This is a genomic window from Ectobacillus antri (assembly GCF_003852715.1).
Taxonomy (GTDB): Bacteria; Bacillota; Bacilli; order Bacillales; family Bacillaceae_G; genus Ectobacillus; species Ectobacillus antri.
Genome location: NZ_RIAV01000004.1, coordinates 75,744 through 94,177 on the forward strand (window position 1 = coordinate 75,744; position 18,434 = coordinate 94,177).

Sequence of the window (18,434 nt, forward strand, 5' to 3'; positions counted from 1 at the left end):
ATTTGTTTTATGATACTAGTTTTTTTTTACGTTTATTTTTGCCTTAGGGAAAAATTTATAGCTTGTGCTAAAACAGGAGGATGTCATGTTAAAGAAGGTATGTATACTAGTAACTACTATGATGTTGGTTTGTTTTGGAGTTGCTTGCACTAAAGAAACTGCAAATCAATCAAATGGAAAGTTACAAATTACGACGACAACGGGCCAAATTGCTGACATTGCTGAGCAAATTGGTCAAGAAAAAGTTGTAGTAACACCTCTTATGGGAGCCGGAGTAGATCCCCATCTATATCAAGCTTCACAAGGGGATATTCAAAAGCTGAGGAAAGCGGATATTATCTTGTATAACGGTTTGCATCTTGAAGGTAAAATGGGTGATGTTTTAGAAAAGATGGAAAAAGATAAACCAACTGTAGCTGTTACATCATCAATCCCTAAAAATGAACTTATTTCTAGCTCTGGGGACACCAATTCATACGACCCGCATGTTTGGTTTGACATTTCTCTTTGGCAGCATGCAGTTGTGGTGGTTCGCGATACGTTGATAAAACAAGATCCAGACAACAAAGCATTTTATGAAAAAAACGCTACAGTGTATTTAAAACAATTAGATGAACTACAAGTATATGCACAGCAAAGAATTGGTGAAATCCCTGAAAAAAGTCGTGTGCTTATTACTGCTCACGATGCGTTTCATTATTTTGGAGTAGCTTACAACATAGAGGTAAAAGGTTTGCAGGGTCTCAGTACAGATTCGGAGTATGGTCTTAAAGATGTGCAAACTTTGATAGACACCATTGTAGAACGTAATATTAAAGCCGTATTTATTGAGACAAGTATATCTGACAAATCTATTAAAGCTGTGGTAGAAGGAGCTAAAAAGAAAGGTCATACGGTTATTGTCGGTGGAGAATTATTCTCAGATGCGATGGGCAAAAAAGGAACCGATACAGGTACGTACATTGGTATGTATAAACACAATGTTGACACTATTGTAGAAGCGTTGAAATAAGATTTATAAATGTGAAAAATAAATATAATTCGGATTTTAATGGAATGGGAGGATTAAGAAGTGGAACCCATTAAGGTAGAGAATGTTACAGTCGCGTATCATACTAAGCCGGTTCTTCAGGATATCAACTTCTCAGTACCGGCTGGAAAGCTAATTGGAATCATCGGTCCAAACGGTGCAGGCAAATCGACATTGATTAAAGCAATTTTAGGCCTAATACCGCGCGCTTCGGGCGAAGTTGCAGTTTATGGAAAGCCATATAAAGAGCAAAGAAAACTAATTGGTTATGTACCGCAAAGGGGCTCTGTAGACTGGGATTTTCCGACAAATGCACTTGATGTTGTATTGATGGGACGATACGGTCATATTGGGTGGTTGAGGCGCCCTAGCAAAGCGGATAAAGAACTTGCTTTGGCTTGCTTGAAAAAGGTGGGAATGGAGCAATATGCAACTAGACAAATTAGTCAGCTTTCAGGTGGACAGCAACAACGGGTGTTTTTAGCAAGAGCTCTTGCGCAAGATGCAAGTGTGTATTTTATGGATGAGCCATTTGTAGGAGTTGATGCTGCCACAGAAAAGGCCATTATTGCGCTACTCAATGAGTTAAAAACTCAGGGTAAGACTGTTCTTGTTGTGCATCATGATTTGCAAACCGTTGAAGAATACTTTGATTGGGTGATGTTGTTAAATATGAAAACAATCGCTATTGGGCCAACAGAAGAGGTGTTTACAACAGAAAACCTTCAAAAAACTTATGGTGGTCGATTGGCGTTTTTACACACTGCTCCTCCGGGAGGGCAGTAAGATGGGATTTGGAATTTTACTGGATGCCAATACACAATGGGTGCTAATGGGTACCTTACTATTAGGGCTGGCAAGTGGTGTTCTTGGAAGTTTTGCGCTTTTGAAAAAACAAAGTTTAATAGGGGATGCTATGGCTCATGCCGCTCTACCCGGCATTTGTATCGCATTTTTGTTACATGGCTCCAAGTCAATCGGCTGGTTCTTAGTCGGTGCTGCGCTAGCAGGGCTAGTAGCAACTTATTGCATTCAAAGCATTATTCGCTATTCGCGAATTAAAGAAGATACGGCTATCGGCTTAGTTCTTTCTGTATTTTTTGGATTTGGCATTGTATTGCTGACTTATATCAATCAAGGAAAAGGGGGAAATCAGAGTGGATTAACGGACTTTATTTTCGGAAAGGCAGCTTCCTTAGTAGGAAGCGACGTAAGGATTATCAGTGGAATTGCATTGTTGCTTTTAATAGGAAGTGTACTTCTGTTTAAAGAAATGAAGATATTGACCTTTGATCCGCAGTTTGCAAAAGGAATTGGGCTACCAGTTGGTGTGTTAAATGGAATTTTAATGAGCGGTATTGTCGCAGCAGTTGTGATAGGTTTGCAGGCAGTGGGAGTTATTTTAATGTCAGCTATGCTGATTACACCGGCTATTGCAGCACGATATTGGACGGAACGTCTTGAATATATGGTCCTTATTTCTGGGGCAATCGGGGCTGTTTCCGGTGTATGCGGAACGATGTTAAGTACGGTAGCAAATGGCATGCCTACAGGACCACTGATTATTGTAGCCGCTACATTGCTGTTTCTATTTTCGCTCATATGTGCACCGAGAAGAGGCTTACTCAGCAAGTATATACGTGAACGAAAAACAAGACAGCGTGTAGAACGAGAACATGTGCTAGAAGCGATGTATGATATATTGGAGCGTCGTGTTTCAAGTGGACAATATGTGAAAAGCATCAAGTTAGATGAGATTATCGCATATAAGTCTATGGATACCAATGCGGTTCATCGCGCGTTATCTCAGCTGAGAAAAGAAAAACATGTGCACATTCATCATAGTGCGCTGAGGCTGACGACAGCTGGACTAGAGGAAGCTTATAATGTCACGCTGCGCAATCGCTTAATAGAAATCTACTTGGCTAACGAGTCTGTGTATGCTCATATCAATATTAGAGAAGAAGATATACTGCATGTATCAGAGGGTGTGCTGGCAGAACTGATAAAGTTGTTAAAATTACATGGTAAGGAACCACTCATTATTCCTCGAAGTAGCAAAAGGCACAAAGCTGGATATCGAGCTGGATGGGAGGGGAACAAATGAGCTATGAAGCATGGATTTTATTGACAGGTGCACTTGTCGGTATTTGTTGCGGCATGGTGGGTTGCTTTCTTATTTTGCGTAAAATGGCTATGCTGGCGGATGCCATTAGTCACACTGTTTTGCTTGGGATTGTAGGAGCGTATCTAGTTAGTCAAAGTATGGAGGGTATCTATATGCTTATTGGATCTGTACTTGTAGGCATGCTTACGGCTTTTTTTGTGCAAATCTTAAGCGAAAATGGTGTGCAATCGGATGCAGCAATTGGGGTGGTGTTCACATCCTTGTTTGCGGTTGGAGTAATTCTACTTTCTGTATTTGCGGGTCGCATCCACTTAGATGCCGATCATGCCTTAATGGGAGAAATTACGTTTATTCCTTGGGATGTTCTTGTCATTAACGGTATGGAGTTAGGACCGAAGGCGGTATGGATTCTGGGATTTGTTCTTTTGGTTAACATTGTGTTAATTACGTTGTTTTATAAAGAAATTAAAATATCATCGTTTGATCCGGAAATGGCTGTAGCGATAGGAATTCCGGTCGTAGTTATTCATTATCTATTAATGGGGATGTTATCGCTGACAACGGTAGCTGCATTTGATAGTGTAGGTGCTATCCTTGTAGTAGCTATGCTAATTGTACCAGCTGCAACTGCATATTTACTCACAGATCGTTTATTGTCAATGCTAATTATCAGTGCTGGTGTAGGTATATTGTCAGCGGTTATTGGTTATTTTGTAGCTTATCAAATCAATGCTTCCATTGCTGGTGCAATGGCAACTACGTCAGGTTTCTTATTTTGTTTAGCATTCTTTTTTTCTCCAAAGCATGGATTGATTGCTAAATGGCTTTTGCGTAAAAAGATAGGGAGTACCACACAGGAATCATAAAAAATCCCGGAATGTGCCGGGATTTTTTATATTGTATATACGAAATTTTGCTATAATGAGAAGTGTACAAAAGGGAGGAAAATGCATGACATTTTTATATTATTTCTTACGTGATCGAACTATATTGAAACTACTTTTTATTGTAAATATATTAGGCACTATTTATGGATACATTTGGTATCAATATCAATTGGTTGAAACAGAGCCACAGTTTTTACTATTTGTACCAGATAGTCCAACTGCAAGCTTATTTTTTGTGTTTGTTTTATTGGCTTTTTTACTTCGTAAAAATTGGGGGCTGGTAGAAGCTTTTGCTATAGTGACCCTATTTAAATATGGAATTTGGGCTGTTGTTATGAATGTCTTATTGCTACTTATAGAAGGAAATCTACACTGGACTGGATACATGCTCATAATCTCGCACGGGGCAATGGCAGTACAAGGTTTACTGTATGCGCCGTTTTATCGTATAAAAGGGTGGCACCTGACAGCTGCAGCGATTTGGACGCTACATAATGATGTGATTGATTATGTATTTAGACAAATGCCAAGGTATGGTGTGTTGGATATATATTATCAACCGATCGGTTATTTTACATTTTGGCTAAGTATCGTATCCATTTTTATTGCTTATATATATGGGATGAAAAATAAGCGAATGAGTATGTAAGTTACATAAGTAAAGCTAGCCATGTAAGTTGTAAAAAGCCTTTCGTATTTTGTTCTATTCTTGTCCTATTTCTCATACATTCTAGTAGATGTTTTAGGGGGGACAAGAATGAAGAAAATCATAATCTGCATGGTGTGGCTGATAATCTTAATTGCGCCGCTGCATGCGGCGGCGGAGGATGAAATAAATCATCTATTGGACGAGTCTTGGCAATTGGTGAAACAGCAGGAGTATGATAAGGCAAGGCAAATATTGTTGTATGCATCACAGCAGCAAATTCACGCTAAACTTCCGCAGCATGTGCAAGTTATCTCCACTGCATATAATAAGGCTATTGAAACAATGGGAGATGTTGTAAGCCAACAGGAAGTTGAAAGTGATATGCTGGCGCTACGCCTTGTTATTGACGCGGAGAGTTCTCATTTTCAACCGTTGTGGCTAAGTAGAGAAACAGTGGTTATGAGCGCATTTGATCGGATTGAAAAAGCAAATTATGCTGAAAATAATGAACTATTTCGTGCGGCCATCAATGAGTTTTTATATGAAATGAACATTATCTATCCAAGTTTGCTTGTTGACTTACCTAAAGGTGAAGTAAAGCGCTTAGAGAAACATTTTGCTTATTTAGAAGATGTGAAAACAGTAATGGCTAATGCAAGCGGCAAACAACAATTGAGTACAATTAAGCATGATGTACAACAAGTTTTTCAATATCCGAAAACGGATGTGTTAGCAGGGTCAACGATATGGGTAATGGTTGCGACCGGACTTATTATTATTGCAACACTTACTTACGTGGGTTTTCGAAAATACAAAGGCGAGCAAGAAAAAAAGCGCAGAAAATCAAAAAACGGTTAAGATATACGTAAGGCGTTTCATTTGACAACGAAATGGCTTAAAAAATACAATTAATATACAACTACATCATGGGAGGATATCAATGCTGTATTTAATTTATTTTGCCATTATTTTGATTGTGCCGCTTATAGCGCAGGCGAAAGTAAGGAGCGCATACAGTAAGTATTCACAAGTATACTCTACATCTGGTATGACAGGTGCGCAGGTTGCACGTAAAATTTTGGATGCAAACGGCTTGTATGACGTTGCAGTAGAAGAAACACCGGGTTACTTATCAGATCATTATGACCCTCGTTCTAAAACGGTTCGCTTATCAACGAACAACTACTACGGTCATTCTGTAGCAGGAACAGCAGTAGCTGCACATGAAGTGGGCCACGCAATTCAAGATGCTAAGGATTATGGATTTATGCGTTTCCGTCACGCGCTTGTGCCTATTGCAAACATCGGTTCTAATATGTCATGGGTATTTATTATGATCGGTATCTTTGCTCAATTATCGAACATGTTGTTGTTGGGAATTGTATTAATGGCAGCCGGAGTACTGTTTCAATTAATAACGCTTCCCGTTGAGTTTGATGCATCGAGCCGTGCAATGAAGCAAATAGATGCGCTTGGTATCATTGATCCAGGCGAATCAAGAAGTGCGAAAAAGGTGTTGAACGCTGCTGCACTTACATACGTAGCTGCCGCAGCAGTTGCAGTATTTGAGCTACTTCGTTTGGTTTTAATTTACACAGGTATGCAGCGAAGTGACGAATAAAAGCAGAGTGGAATTCCACCCTGCTTTTAATTATGTAAAGGATTTTTATTTTCATCTAAGGTAAATCCTTCTCCAACAACATCATGTACATCACTGACAGCAACGAAAGCATGAGGATCTACTGAGATGATAATATTCTTAAGCTTCACAATCTCATTTTTCGCAACAACACAATATAGTACATTGCGCTCAATCTTTGTGTAAGTACCAACTCCTTTTAAAAAAGTAGCGCCCCTGTCCATCTCTGATAAGATTTTCTGTGCAATTTCTTCATTTTTGTCTGAAATAATTGTAGCGCCCTTAGCGGCATATGCTCCTTCTTGCATAAAATCAATGACACGTGCACCAACAAACACGGCTACGAGTGTATACATCCCTTGTGTATAAGAAAGATAAGTTAAAATGGATAATGCAATGACCACCGCATCAAATAAAAACATTGTTTTTCCCATGCTCCAACCGGCATACTTGTGTGCCAACCTTGCAATAATATCTACACCGCCCGTTGTACCTCCGAAACGGAAAATGATGCCGAGCCCTACGCCGATAAAGATACCGGCAAATAAAGCTGCTAATGTCATATCTTTTTGTAGGTTAAGATGTAAATTAAATGCTTCATAGCGCTGAAAAATCCATAAAAACACAGAAACGCTTATTGTACCAATCAAAGTGTAGATAAAAGTAGTACGACCAAGCAATTTCCACCCTACGAAAAATAACGGAATGTTTAAAAGTAAGTTTGTATATGACGGATCGAGTTCAAATAAAAAATACAATAATAGTGTAATCCCGGTAAAACCGCCTTCCGCCAAGTGATTCTCAATGTTGATATTCACAATCCCAAATGAAAAAATAGCGGAACCGATGAGGATGAAAACAATATTGCGGATATGGATATTAATCATATATATGCCCCCTGTTATGTATTACAACAACATATTATAATGTATCCAATTAAACGTGGCAAATTATGTACAAGCGGCTAAAAAATTTGTCAAACATCGTGGAATTGGCTAACATGAGAGGTAGTGGTGCTGTAAAAGGAAGGTGAGTTTTAAACGAATAAAAGTGCAGTGATAGGGCTTGAAAGAACGTATCTTTCACTTTTTATGACTTCTAACCGTCGGTGCGACGGGGATCGCCTACTAAGATAACTGGAGGATACTTCGGTGTTCGTAGGAATCCCCTTCTTCAATCAGACCGCAAGGTTGATAAGGAGGGGGAGTTCAATATGTTCGAGGTGATTAAAATGCAAAGAAAAACAATGCAAGAGATGCAACAAGAAGTTGATGCTTATATTGGCCAATTTAAAGAAGGATACTTCAGTCCACTTGCCATGATGGCAAGGTTAACAGAAGAATTAGGAGAACTTGCGCGCGAAGTGAATCATTATTACGGTGAAAAACCGAAAAAAAAGAGTGAGGAAGCACGTACAATTGAAGAAGAACTTGGAGACGTGTTATTCGTGACAATTTGTATGGCCAATAGCTTGAACATTGACCTAGAAGAAGCGCATAATAGGGTAATGAATAAATTTAATACAAGAGATAAAGATCGTTGGACAAGAAAAGAGGGGGAGTAAAGGTGCAAACTATTCGCGTTATTCTTGCTGGCCCGAGAGGGAGAATGGGAAGAGAAGCTGTATTATTAATGGAGAGAACACCGCATTTTGAATTGGTCGGTGCAGTAGACTATAAGCATCACGGCACAAAACTGTGTGATATAGAAGGTATGCCAGCGCTTGCTGTACCAGTATACGGTACATTAGAAGCTTGTTTACAAGAAATAAACGCCGATGTTTTGTTGGACTTAACAAATCCTGAAACGGGAAAGCTGCACATACATACTGCACTTAAGTATAACCTGCGCTCTGTGATTGGTACAACGGGATTTACAGAGGAAGAAATTACGCATTTAACTGCAACCGCCGAAGAGAAAAAAGTAGGTACCATTATTGCGCCAAACTTTGCGGTGGGCGCCGTTTTAATGATGAAGTTTGCACAAGTAGCTGCTAAGTACTTTGGTGATGTAGAAATTATCGAGCTTCATCATGACCAAAAGCTTGATGCACCTTCTGGAACAGCCCTAAAAACAGTAGATCTCATTCGCTCTGTACGTGAACCGAAACGACAAGGTCATCCGAATGAGGTAGAGCAGTTACCCGGTGCACGTGGGGCGGAAGTGGATGGAATTCATGTACATAGTGTAAGATTACCTGGTTTAATTGCGCATCAAGAAGTGTTATTTGGGGGAGATGGTCAGATGCTGACCATTAGACATGACTCATTTAATCGCGCTTCCTTTATGTCAGGCGTGAAAGTTGCCATTGAAACAGTGATGGGTATCGAGACTTTGATATACGGCTTAGAAAATATTATAGACTAAGAGTAAAGGGGAGATGGTGATGAAAATTGCCTTGATTGCGCACGATCAAAAAAAACAAGATATGGTTACCTTCGCATATGCATATAAGCCTGTGTTTGAACAGCATGAATTATTTGCTACGGGCACAACTGGTTTGCGAATTATGGAAGCCACAGGGTTACATGTAACACGTTTTCAATCAGGACCGCTTGGGGGAGACCAAGAAATTGGTGCAATGATTGCTAAAAATGATATGGACATGGTTATTTTCTTTAGAGATCCTTTGACAGCGCAGCCACACGAGCCTGATGTAAATGCACTGCTTCGCTTGTGCGATGTGTACGCTATACCGCTTGCTACCAATATGGCGAGCGCAGAGCTTCTAATGCATGGATTAAAGCGAGGAGACTTAAATTACAGAAATTTGTAAGGAGAACATTATGTTAGATATATTAGCATTTGGAGCACATGCCGATGATGTAGAAATTGGTATGGCTGCTACGATTCGTAAATATACAGCACTGGGATATAAAGTTGGTATTTGCGATCTTACACAAGCAGAACTTTCTTCTAACGGTAACGTGGAGTTACGAAAACAAGAGGCACAAGTTGCTGCTAAGGTGATGGGACTGACAAAGCGAATCAATTTAGCAATGCCTGATCGCGGCTTGCATTGGAGAGAAGAGTATTTGGAACAAATAACAGAAGTTATTCGTACATACAAACCTAAATTTGTGTTTGCACCGTATCGGGAGGATCGTCATCCTGATCACGCTTCATGCGCGCGCCTTGTGCAGGAAGCTATGTTTTCTGCAGGTATTCGCAAGTATATGCCTCACCTTCCTGCACATAAAGCGACCGCTTTATATTTTTATATGATCAATGGCTTTCATAAGCCTTCTTTTTGTATTGATGTAAGCGCGCATATGGAAGATAAGATTCGCACATTACAGGCGTATAAGAGTCAGTTTTTAGATGGAGAAGTGTCGACGCCACTGACAGATGGTTACATTGAATCTGTTATTGCAAGGGATAAGTTGTTCGGCAAAGAGGTAGGAGTTGCCTATGCGGAAGGCTTTATGACCAGCAGTGTATTGTTACATGATGTGTTGGGAGGGGTACAATGAAGCTGAAAATTGGAATTACATGCTATCCGTCTGTAGGCGGTTCAGGTGTTGTGGGTACAGAACTTGGAAAACTGTTGGCAGAGCAAGGTCATGAGATTCATTTTATCACGTCTAGCATGCCATTTCGTTTGAATAAATTCTATCCGAACATCTATTTTCATCAAGTAGAGGTGAACCAATATTCGGTATTTCAATATCCTCCCTACGATTTGGCACTTGCAAGCAAAATGGCTGAGATCGTAGATCGTGAAAAACTAGATGTTTTGCATGTACACTATGCTATTCCTCATGCCATTTGCGCCATTTTAGCAAAGCAGATGGCGCAGCGGGATGTAAAAATTGTGACAACTCTTCATGGAACAGATATTACTATACTTGGTTACGATGACTCTTTGAAAAACTTAATCCGTTTTGGGATTGAACAGTCCGATATTGTAACGGCCGTATCACATTCTTTAGCGCAAGAAACAATAAATCAAATTTCGCCAAAGAAAGAAATTCGCACCGTACACAATTTTATTGATGAACGTGTATACAAGCGGCGTGATAGAGATCATTTAAAGCGAGAGTACGGGATTAAACCAGAAGAGAAAGTAGTTATTCATATCTCGAACTTCCGAAAAGTAAAAAGGGTAGGTGATGTTATTCAAACGTTTGCTAAAATGGAGCAAGAAACGGCAGCTAAACTTTTGTTAGTTGGTGATGGGCCTGAACTTTGCGCAATGACAAAGCTGGTTAATAAGCTTGATTTGGACGAAAAAGTACTGTTTCTAGGAAAACAGGAAAATGTAGAAGATCTACTTTCTATTAGTGATTTGATGCTGCTTTTATCTGAAAAGGAAAGTTTTGGGCTTGTGTTGTTGGAAGCAATGGCTTGCGGTGTGCCTTGTATCGGAACTAATATCGGAGGGATACCAGAAGTAATTGAAGATGGTGAAACAGGATATATTTGTTCGGTGGGAAACGTGGCGGAAGTTGCTGCTAAAGCTGTTGCACTTTTACAAAATGAACCATTGCATACACAAATGAAGGAAAAGGCGCAACAAGCCGTACTAGAAAAATTTAGTTCCGCAAGTATTTTAGCACAGTATGAATCTTTGTATCGTGAGCTGCTAGGTGATGGCTATGAAGCAGTTTGAGGAAGCGGGTACAATTATTCGCAAACTAAAGGAAGCAGGGTACGAAGCTTATTTTGTAGGAGGAAGTGTACGGGATTATATGCTTGGTCGCCCAATTGGAGATATTGATATTGCAACGTCCGCACTTCCCGAAGAAGTAATGCAGTTATTTCCAAAACATATTCCTGTTGGTCTTCAACACGGCACCGTAATTGTACTGTATAACGATATGCCTTATGAAGTTACGACGTACCGGACAGAGTCAGGGTATGAAGATTTCAGAAGACCGAATGAAGTGACATTTGTTCGATCGTTACAAGAAGATTTGCAGCGTCGTGACTTTACGATGAACGCAATTGCTATGACGGAGGACGGGACAATTGTAGATCCGTTTCATGGCAAGCAGGCGCTTGATAACAAAATCATCAAAACAGTCGGAGAGCCTAGTGAGAGGTTTCAAGAGGATGCTCTGCGTATGATGCGCGGCGTTCGATTTGTTAGTGCTCTTGGCTTTACACTAGAGCAAGAAACAAAGCAAGCCATTTTACAACATGCGCCTCTTTTGTTGCACATTTCTATAGAGCGTATTGCGGTAGAGTTTGAGAAACTACTGCTCGGTGCATATCCAGAACGAGCCTTATCTATTCTTGTGGAAACACATTTGCATCTTTACTTGCCGGGATTTGAGAAAAAAGAAGCAGAACTATTGCAAGCGACGTCTTATGCATGGAAGTATATACAAAATGATATTGCTGCATGGACTTTATTGTTACATCTAGCAGGTTTGGATGCGGGTATATTAAAGAACTGGAAGCTATCTAATAAAAAATTAAAAGCGGTGACTAAAGCTCTTGCGTTTTTACAACAGCGTTTCATTAAAAACTGGAGTGCTGAGATGCTCTATGAAGCAGGTAAAGAGACCGTTGCTCTAGTGGAGACAATATATGCTGTGTTACATAGACATGAGCCTGTAATTAAAGGCGTGATAGCAACATACAACGGCTTACCTATACATAACCGTCAGCAATTGCAAGTGTCGGGAAGAGACCTATTAGAATGGACAGACCAACCAGGTGGACCATGGACAGCGCAGCTACTGAATGAAATTGAGCATGCTGTATTACAAGGGGACGTTAGTAATGTCCGGGAACATATAAAGGAGTGGGTGAAGTGCAAACTTCAATAAGAAAGCAGCTTTTAGAATTGTTTTCAAAAGCTGATGGGGGCTTTCTATCAGGGCAAATGATCAGTGAAAAGCTAGGATGTTCGCGTACGGCTGTGTGGAAACATATTGAGGATTTGCGAAAAGAAGGATACGAGCTCGAGGCAGTAAGACGTCTCGGTTATCGCATTGCGCAAAAACCTGATAAAGTGACTGCGAATGAAATTCATCTCGGACTTGAGACGGAGTATATTGGTCGTCATATTCATTTTCAAGAAACAGTAGATTCTACGCAAAAGATTGCCGCACGCCTCGGATATGAAGGTGCTCCGGAGGGGACGGTGGTCGTGGCTGAGGAACAGACTGCGGGAAGAGGTCGATTGAATCGGCAATGGTACTCACCGTCTGGAACAGGGATTTGGATGAGCATACTATTAAGACCCAATATCCCGGTTCATCAAGCACCGCAACTTACCTTGCTTGCTGCTGTTAGTGTGGCACAAGCAATTGAAGAGATCGGTATTACCGTAGGGATTAAATGGCCGAATGATATCTTGATTGGCGGTAAAAAAGCAGTAGGAATTTTAACAGAGCTACAAGCTGATCCCGATCGTATTCATGCAGTGATTGTTGGTATTGGTATTAATGTGAATCAACAGTCGTATCATTTTGCGAGTGAGATTGAGAACATTGCAACATCTCTTTGTATTGAAACAGGAACGCATGTCAACCGGGCCACTCTTATGCAACGAATTTTTGCTAACATGGAAAAGCTGTATAAGGAGTATTTACAAAATGGATTTACGGTGATAAAAGTTTTGTGGGAGAGCTATGCAATTAGTATCGGCAAAGAAATCAAAGCTCGTACCATGCACGAAACCTTGATTGGGACAGCAATAGGTATTACAGACGATGGTGTGCTAATATTGGAGGAAAAGAACGGAAGCATTCATTATATCCATTCTGCCGATATTGAAATTTAGTGGAAAAATGTTGCATCGCTTGTTATAATGAATGCGAACATGGGCAGTATCTTCAAAGAACTGCACCTTACGTAAACAGATACAAGCAATATTATTTTTAATCAAGGTGTATTTGTGTCATTCACGTAAACAGGTTTCTGCCTGGATCCAAATGGACTGGGACAGAGGGATGAATGTTGTGTAGAATCCTTCTTTCCGCATGGAAAGAAGTTTTTTTGTAAGAAACAGTTTTTTTTTCCATCCCTCTCCTTATCCGAATTTAAGGAGGAGAATTATGAAGACGACAAAAGACTTTTTGCAAATGAAGGAGCGCGGTGAAGCGATTGTGATGGTAACCGCATATGATTATCCGTCCGCTCGTCTTGCTGAGCAGGCTGATGTAGATTTGATTCTAGTTGGAGATTCGCTTGGCATGGTGGTGCTAGGCTATGAATCAACAGTACCTGTTACGGTAGATGATATGATTCATCATACGAAAGCAGTAAGACGCGGAGCGAAAAACACGTTTATTGTCACAGATATGCCATTTATGTCTTATCACGTTTCAAAAGAAGACACGATGAAAAATGCGTGCCGGATTATTCAGGAAAGTTATGCAGATGCAGTAAAGGTGGAGGGAGCAGACGAAGTGTTAGACACTATCTACTCCCTAACGAAAGCCGGTGTACCTGTTGTTGCACATTTGGGATTAACACCTCAATCTGTTGGCGTTTTGGGTGGCTATAAAGTGCAAGGAAAAGATGCAGAAAGTGCACGTAAATTAATAGAAGATGCAAAGAAGTGTGAAGAAGCAGGTGCAATGGCGCTTGTCCTTGAATGTGTTCCGATGCAATTGGCGGCTGAAATATCCACGATGTTATCGATCCCTACAATTGGAATTGGAGCTGGTAATCAAACCGACGGTCAGGTACTTGTGTATCATGACCTTATCACATACGGTGTAGAGCGCGTTCCGAAATTTGTTAAAGCATACGCTTCTGTACAAGATGCTATTGTGAACGGAATTCGTCAGTATACACAAGAAGTAAAAGCAAGGCAATTTCCTGCCACAGAGCATTCCTTTACCATGAAGGAAGAAGAATTGGCCGCTTTATACGGAGGCAAGCAAACATGGAAATAATTCGAAGTATCAGAAGTATGCAAAATACTGTGCAGGCAGCGCGTGCGGCAGGAAAAACAATCGGCTTTGTGCCGACTATGGGTTATTTACATGAAGGGCACCTGACTTTGCTACAAGAAGCAAGACGCGAAAATGATATTGTGATAATCAGTGTATTTGTTAATCCGCTTCAATTTGGTCCAAATGAAGATTTTGACAAATACCCAAGAGATATTGAAAGAGATGAACAATTTGCGGCTTCATTTGCAGATTATCTCTTTTATCCAGATGTGCAAGAGATGTATCCAGGCAAACGTACAACACATATTACAGTCACATCCCGTGTTGATGTGCTATGTGGTGAAAAAAGACCAGGTCACTTTGATGGCGTAGCAACAGTTTTATTAAAGCTATTTAACATTACCATGCCGCACCGAGCTTATTTTGGTATGAAGGATGCCCAACAAGTGGCAGTGGTGCAAGGGCTAATTAACGATTATAATATTCCGGTTACACTTGTTCCAGTGCCTACGGTTCGTGAAGAGGACGGTTTGGCGAAAAGCTCACGAAATGTTTATTTATCGGAGCAAGAGCGTCAGGAAGCACCGCGTTTATATGAAAGTCTGGAACTGGCAAAACGGATGATCGCAAGGGGAGAGAGAAGCCTTAGTAACATTCGAAATGCCATGGTGCAACATATTCATGCACATACAAGCGGTGAAGTGGATTATGTAGAGATTCTGTCTTATCCGGAACTTCACATTCCAAATGATGTAACGAACGAAATTATCATTGCAATCGCAGTTAAATTTTCCAAAGCAAGACTAATAGATAACATCACGATAAGGGGAGAAGCACTATGTTTCGTACGATGATGAGAGCGAAACTGCATCGCGCTACAGTAACGGAAGCTAACTTAAATTATGTAGGCAGCATTACGATTGATGAAGATTTAATGGATGCAGTAGGTGTTGTTGAGAACGAAAAAGTACAGATTGTAAACAACAACAATGGTGCACGTTTTGAAACGTATATTATTAAAGGAAAACGTGGAAGCAAGGTTGTATGCTTAAACGGCGCAGCTGCACGTCTTGTACAACCAGGAGACAAAGTTATCATTATTGCTTACGGCCTTGTTCCGGAAGAGCGTATTCATGAACATCGGCCTAAAATTGCTGTACTTGACGAACAAAACAATATTGAACAAATGCTTGGCTATGAGCCTGCATCTACAATTCTATAAAGAATTGTCTATAAAAGGTGTCCTCTTTAAAGGACACCTTTTATAGTGGCAGACAATCATCGACATATCCAAACAGCAGCATTCTTATTGTAGAAGAAATCGGTTTTTACCTTTTCATATCTAAGTTTATTACTTTCGTGGTATAGTATAAGCAAGAAGTATTGCTTTGGCAGGCTAGTGAGGTGATTAGTATGAAGTATGTGGTCGTGGATTTAGAGACGACTGGGAACGCAGCCAAAGGTGGCATTGATAAAATTATCGAGTTTGCAGCTGTTGTAATTGAAAACGGTGAGATACAGGAAGTTTTATCAACATTTGTAAACCCAGGTAAGTCAATTCCTCCTTTTATTTCCGAATTGACTGGTATTTACGACGAAATGGTGAGTCGTGCCCCATCCTTTGCGGATATTGCACCTATGATAGCCGATTTATTAGAAAATGCTTATTTTGTTGCGCATAATGTACATTTTGACTGGGGATTTTTGCGCGAAGAATTTATGCAAGCAGGACAGCCGGTGCCGCATTGTCCGGTTATTGACACAGTTGAATTAGCACGCATTCTGTTGCCAACAGCGGAAAGCTACAAACTGAGCGATTTAGCTAAGCAATTTCAATTACAACATGATAATCCTCATCGTGCCGACAGCGATGCAATGGTAACAGGAGAATTATTTCTGCTTCTTTGTGAGAAATTACAGTCGCTTCCGTTTGTTACTCTATGTTCCTTGCATGAATTAAGCAGGGGGTTCCAGACCGACTTAGAACAGCTCATTTCGTTTTATATTTTACATAAAGAACAAACACCATATGAACAGCACTATGATATTCAGCATGGGATAGCACTCAAAAAGTATGTTTCCCCAAAAAGCTTCTATAAAGAGTCCATTTCATTTTCAGCGTATTTAGCGCAAGTAAACGCAAATTTACAGGTAGAAATGCAAGGATTTGAGCGACGTACCGGTCAAATGCTGATGATGCAAAAAGTGCATGAAGCTTTTATAGAAGAGCGTGTTTGTCTCATAGAAGCAGGAACGGGAACGGGTAAGACGCTGGCGTATTTAATACCTGCTTTGTTTCATGCTGTGCAAGAAGAAGAGCCTGTCCTTGTTAGCACACAAACTGTACAGCTCCAACAACAAATACTAGATAAAGAAATCCCATTGCTGGAAAAGATCCTACCTTTTTCTTTTAAAGTAGCTGTAATGAAGGGGCGTAAACATTACTTATGCTTACATAAATTTGAGCACGCTTTACTGGAAGAGGATAAAAACTATGATAGCCTGCTCACAAAAGCGAAAATCCTTGTGTGGTTACTTCAAACCGAAACGGGAGATGTGGATGAGCTTAATTTGCCTTCAGGAGGGCGTTTTTTATGGGAGAGAATTTGTAATACGGGCCCCTCTTCTATGAGATGGGAGAATCGCTGCTTTTATAAACGAGCTCAGCATCAAGTATACTTTGCTGATCTTGTCATCACCAATCACGCTTTTTTATTTCACGACACGTACAAAGAAGATGCACTACTTAAAAGTTACCCTCGTGTCATTTTGGATGAGGCACATCATATTGAAGAAGCAGCAAGTCAGGCACTTGGTGAGAAATTTTCTTGCTTACAATTTCAGGCGACACTGTCTCGTATTGGAACCTTAGAAACAGAGGGCGCCTTAACAAGAGTGAGTAAACGTTTAGAAACGATTTCTCCTTTATTTAAAGAAATCAATGACTGGCTGAAAGAAATAAAATTTGAGTCCGATGAGCTATTTCGTATGCTCCGCGCTTTCCTATTTGAAAAGCAGGGAAACATAGATACGGTTCGTCTCATACAAGCCTACGATGCACAAATTGAAAAAGGAAAGCTTTGGCGCGCCATTAGAGAAGCGGTAAATAGGTTATCACATTCAATAGATAAGATAATGAAAATTTACACAGTAGAGGAGCCGCTGTCTGTTGTATACGAGGATTTACAAAGCGCTTTAATGGCTCTAGAAAAGCAATGTGAGATACTGAAGCGACTGCTGACTCAAAAATTAGATGGTGTAACGTGGATGGAAGCTGATGTAAAAGGAACATTGCATTCCACAATATTATATCATCAACCTGCTGATGTGAGGGATGTATTAGCACAACGTTTCTTTACCAACCGCAAAAGCGTTATTCTTACTTCTGCTACAATGACTGTAAAGGGAAATTTTGATTATATGATGCATGCGCTGGGGTTGTCGTCATTTCTTCCAATGACACTGTGTGTACCTTCGCCATTTTCTTATCAAAATCAAGTCAGTCTCATGATTCCGACCGATTTGCCACATGTTAACGAGGTGTCATTTGAAGCGTATACAGCTGCAATGGTTACACATATCATAGAGATTGCGGCAACGGTACAAGGGCGCATACTCGTGCTTTGTACATCATACGACATGCAAAAACGTCTGTATACAGAAGTAAAAGATAGTGAAACGTTGCCGCAGTTTGCAGTGTTAAATGCAAACGCCGGTAGTCGTAGTCGCGTTGTGAAAAACTTTCAGCAGTTTGAAAAGGCCATCTTATTTGGAACTAGTAGCTTATGGGAAGGTGTGGATATACCTCTTGATTGTCTTATAATGGTGCGCCTGCCATTTGCGCCGCCAAATGATCCTGTAATGCGCCGTAAGGGTCAAGCTCTGCGAGAGGCAGGAGAAAATCCATTTTCTGCTTTATCTTTACCGCAGGCAATCATTCGTTTTAAGCAAGGATTTGGTCGACTTATACGTAAGGAAAGTGATCGAGGGTTGTTTTTTGTACTAGATCGTCGTATAGCAACAAAATCATATGGAAAAGATTTTCTTGCCTCTTTGCCGGAGTTGGCGGTTTATGAAAAATCGTTGCAAGAATTATTGTGTTCTATCAAGAAATGAGGATGTACGATAAAAAGCCTGTAGTTGCTACAGGCTCAGAATGTGGGTAGAAGAAAAATTTTTTAATAACGCAATGGAAATAACTGCATTGAGTTAGTCCGCATACTTTTACAGGACAGTATGACCTGT

At 40.3% G+C, this 18,434-nt stretch carries 19 protein-coding genes; 18 read left to right on the forward strand and 1 reads right to left on the reverse strand.

Annotated features, from left to right (window positions below; translation table 11 throughout):
* The first annotated feature begins 85 nt into the window (after positions 1–85).
* The 7 genes from EEJ45_RS05995 to EEJ45_RS06025 all read left to right on the forward strand — a co-directional run bounded on the left by EEJ45_RS05995 (position 86) and on the right by EEJ45_RS06025 (position 6,315).
* Complete coding sequence (locus EEJ45_RS05995; RefSeq protein ID WP_245999833.1) at positions 86–1,012, forward strand: metal ABC transporter solute-binding protein, Zn/Mn family; 927 nt, start codon at positions 86–88, stop codon at positions 1,010–1,012.
* A 60-nt stretch (positions 1,013–1,072) separates the two neighbouring features.
* A complete protein-coding gene (locus EEJ45_RS06000; protein ID WP_124563891.1) occupies positions 1,073–1,816 on the forward strand; it encodes a metal ABC transporter ATP-binding protein in 744 nt (247 codons plus the stop codon).
* 1 nt (position 1,817) lies between these two features.
* Positions 1,818–3,137 (forward strand): metal ABC transporter permease, encoded by a 1,320-nt coding sequence (locus EEJ45_RS06005; protein ID WP_124563892.1) that lies wholly within the window; start codon positions 1,818–1,820, stop codon positions 3,135–3,137.
* The gene (locus EEJ45_RS06010) at positions 3,134–4,024 is read left to right on the forward strand and encodes a metal ABC transporter permease (RefSeq protein ID WP_124563893.1); all 891 of its coding nucleotides are present in this window, start codon (positions 3,134–3,136) and stop codon (positions 4,022–4,024) included. The genes EEJ45_RS06005 and EEJ45_RS06010 overlap by 4 nt, the downstream gene beginning before the upstream one ends.
* 85 nt (positions 4,025–4,109) lie before the next feature.
* Complete coding sequence (lhaT, locus tag EEJ45_RS06015) at positions 4,110–4,694, forward strand: lipoprotein heptaprenylglyceryl N-acetyltransferase LhaT (protein WP_124563894.1); 585 nt, start codon at positions 4,110–4,112, stop codon at positions 4,692–4,694.
* Positions 4,695–4,802: 108 nt separating this feature from the next.
* Positions 4,803–5,552, forward strand: coding sequence for a sporulation protein YpjB (locus tag EEJ45_RS06020; RefSeq protein WP_124563895.1), 750 nt, complete (start codon positions 4,803–4,805; stop codon positions 5,550–5,552).
* Between the two features lie 82 nt (positions 5,553–5,634).
* Positions 5,635–6,315: a zinc metallopeptidase gene (locus EEJ45_RS06025; protein WP_124563896.1), complete on the forward strand. Its 681-nt coding sequence runs from the start codon at positions 5,635–5,637 to the stop codon at positions 6,313–6,315.
* 26 nt (positions 6,316–6,341) lie between these two features.
* Here EEJ45_RS06025 and EEJ45_RS06030 read toward each other — a convergent pair whose 3' ends face one another.
* Positions 6,342–7,220: a YitT family protein gene (locus tag EEJ45_RS06030; RefSeq protein WP_124563897.1), complete on the reverse strand. Its 879-nt coding sequence runs from the start codon at positions 7,218–7,220 to the stop codon at positions 6,342–6,344.
* Between the two features lie 344 nt (positions 7,221–7,564).
* On the opposite strand from EEJ45_RS06030, the gene EEJ45_RS06035 reads away from it, so the two are divergent.
* From EEJ45_RS06035 to dinG, 11 genes are all read left to right on the forward strand, one after another.
* Positions 7,565–7,897 (forward strand): nucleotide pyrophosphohydrolase, encoded by a 333-nt coding sequence (locus tag EEJ45_RS06035; protein ID WP_124564037.1) that lies wholly within the window; start codon positions 7,565–7,567, stop codon positions 7,895–7,897.
* 2 nt (positions 7,898–7,899) lie between these two features.
* Entirely contained in the window at positions 7,900–8,700 is an 801-nt protein-coding gene (gene dapB / locus EEJ45_RS06040; protein ID WP_124563898.1) for a 4-hydroxy-tetrahydrodipicolinate reductase, read from the forward strand.
* Positions 8,701–8,719: 19 nt separating this feature from the next.
* On the forward strand, positions 8,720–9,109 hold the full coding sequence (locus EEJ45_RS06045; protein WP_124563899.1) for a methylglyoxal synthase: 390 nt from the start codon (positions 8,720–8,722) through the stop codon (positions 9,107–9,109).
* A 10-nt stretch (positions 9,110–9,119) separates the two neighbouring features.
* Positions 9,120–9,806 carry a bacillithiol biosynthesis deacetylase BshB1 gene (bshB1, locus tag EEJ45_RS06050; protein WP_124563900.1) on the forward strand — a complete coding sequence of 229 codons (687 nt, stop codon included), beginning with the start codon at positions 9,120–9,122 and terminating at the stop codon, positions 9,804–9,806.
* Positions 9,803–10,945, forward strand: coding sequence for an N-acetyl-alpha-D-glucosaminyl L-malate synthase BshA (bshA, locus tag EEJ45_RS06055; protein WP_124563901.1), 1,143 nt, complete (start codon positions 9,803–9,805; stop codon positions 10,943–10,945). The genes bshB1 and bshA overlap by 4 nt, the downstream gene beginning before the upstream one ends.
* On the forward strand, positions 10,932–12,110 hold the full coding sequence (locus EEJ45_RS06060; RefSeq protein ID WP_124563902.1) for a CCA tRNA nucleotidyltransferase: 1,179 nt from the start codon (positions 10,932–10,934) through the stop codon (positions 12,108–12,110). The genes bshA and EEJ45_RS06060 overlap by 14 nt, the downstream gene beginning before the upstream one ends.
* Entirely contained in the window at positions 12,095–13,069 is a 975-nt protein-coding gene (locus EEJ45_RS06065) for a biotin--[acetyl-CoA-carboxylase] ligase (RefSeq protein ID WP_124563903.1), read from the forward strand. The genes EEJ45_RS06060 and EEJ45_RS06065 overlap by 16 nt, the downstream gene beginning before the upstream one ends.
* Before the next feature lie 274 nt (positions 13,070–13,343).
* On the forward strand, positions 13,344–14,189 hold the full coding sequence (panB, locus tag EEJ45_RS06070; protein WP_124563904.1) for a 3-methyl-2-oxobutanoate hydroxymethyltransferase: 846 nt from the start codon (positions 13,344–13,346) through the stop codon (positions 14,187–14,189).
* Positions 14,180–15,043 (forward strand): pantoate--beta-alanine ligase, encoded by an 864-nt coding sequence (gene panC, locus EEJ45_RS06075; protein ID WP_124563905.1) that lies wholly within the window; start codon positions 14,180–14,182, stop codon positions 15,041–15,043. Before panB ends, panC begins: the two co-directional genes overlap by 10 nt.
* Positions 15,028–15,411, forward strand: a complete 384-nt coding sequence (gene panD, locus EEJ45_RS06080) for an aspartate 1-decarboxylase (RefSeq protein WP_124563906.1) — start codon at positions 15,028–15,030, stop codon at positions 15,409–15,411. Before panC ends, panD begins: the two co-directional genes overlap by 16 nt.
* Before the next feature lie 185 nt (positions 15,412–15,596).
* Positions 15,597–18,305, forward strand: a complete 2,709-nt coding sequence (dinG, locus tag EEJ45_RS06085; protein WP_124564038.1) for an ATP-dependent DNA helicase DinG — start codon at positions 15,597–15,599, stop codon at positions 18,303–18,305.
* Positions 18,306–18,434 lie beyond the last annotated feature (129 nt).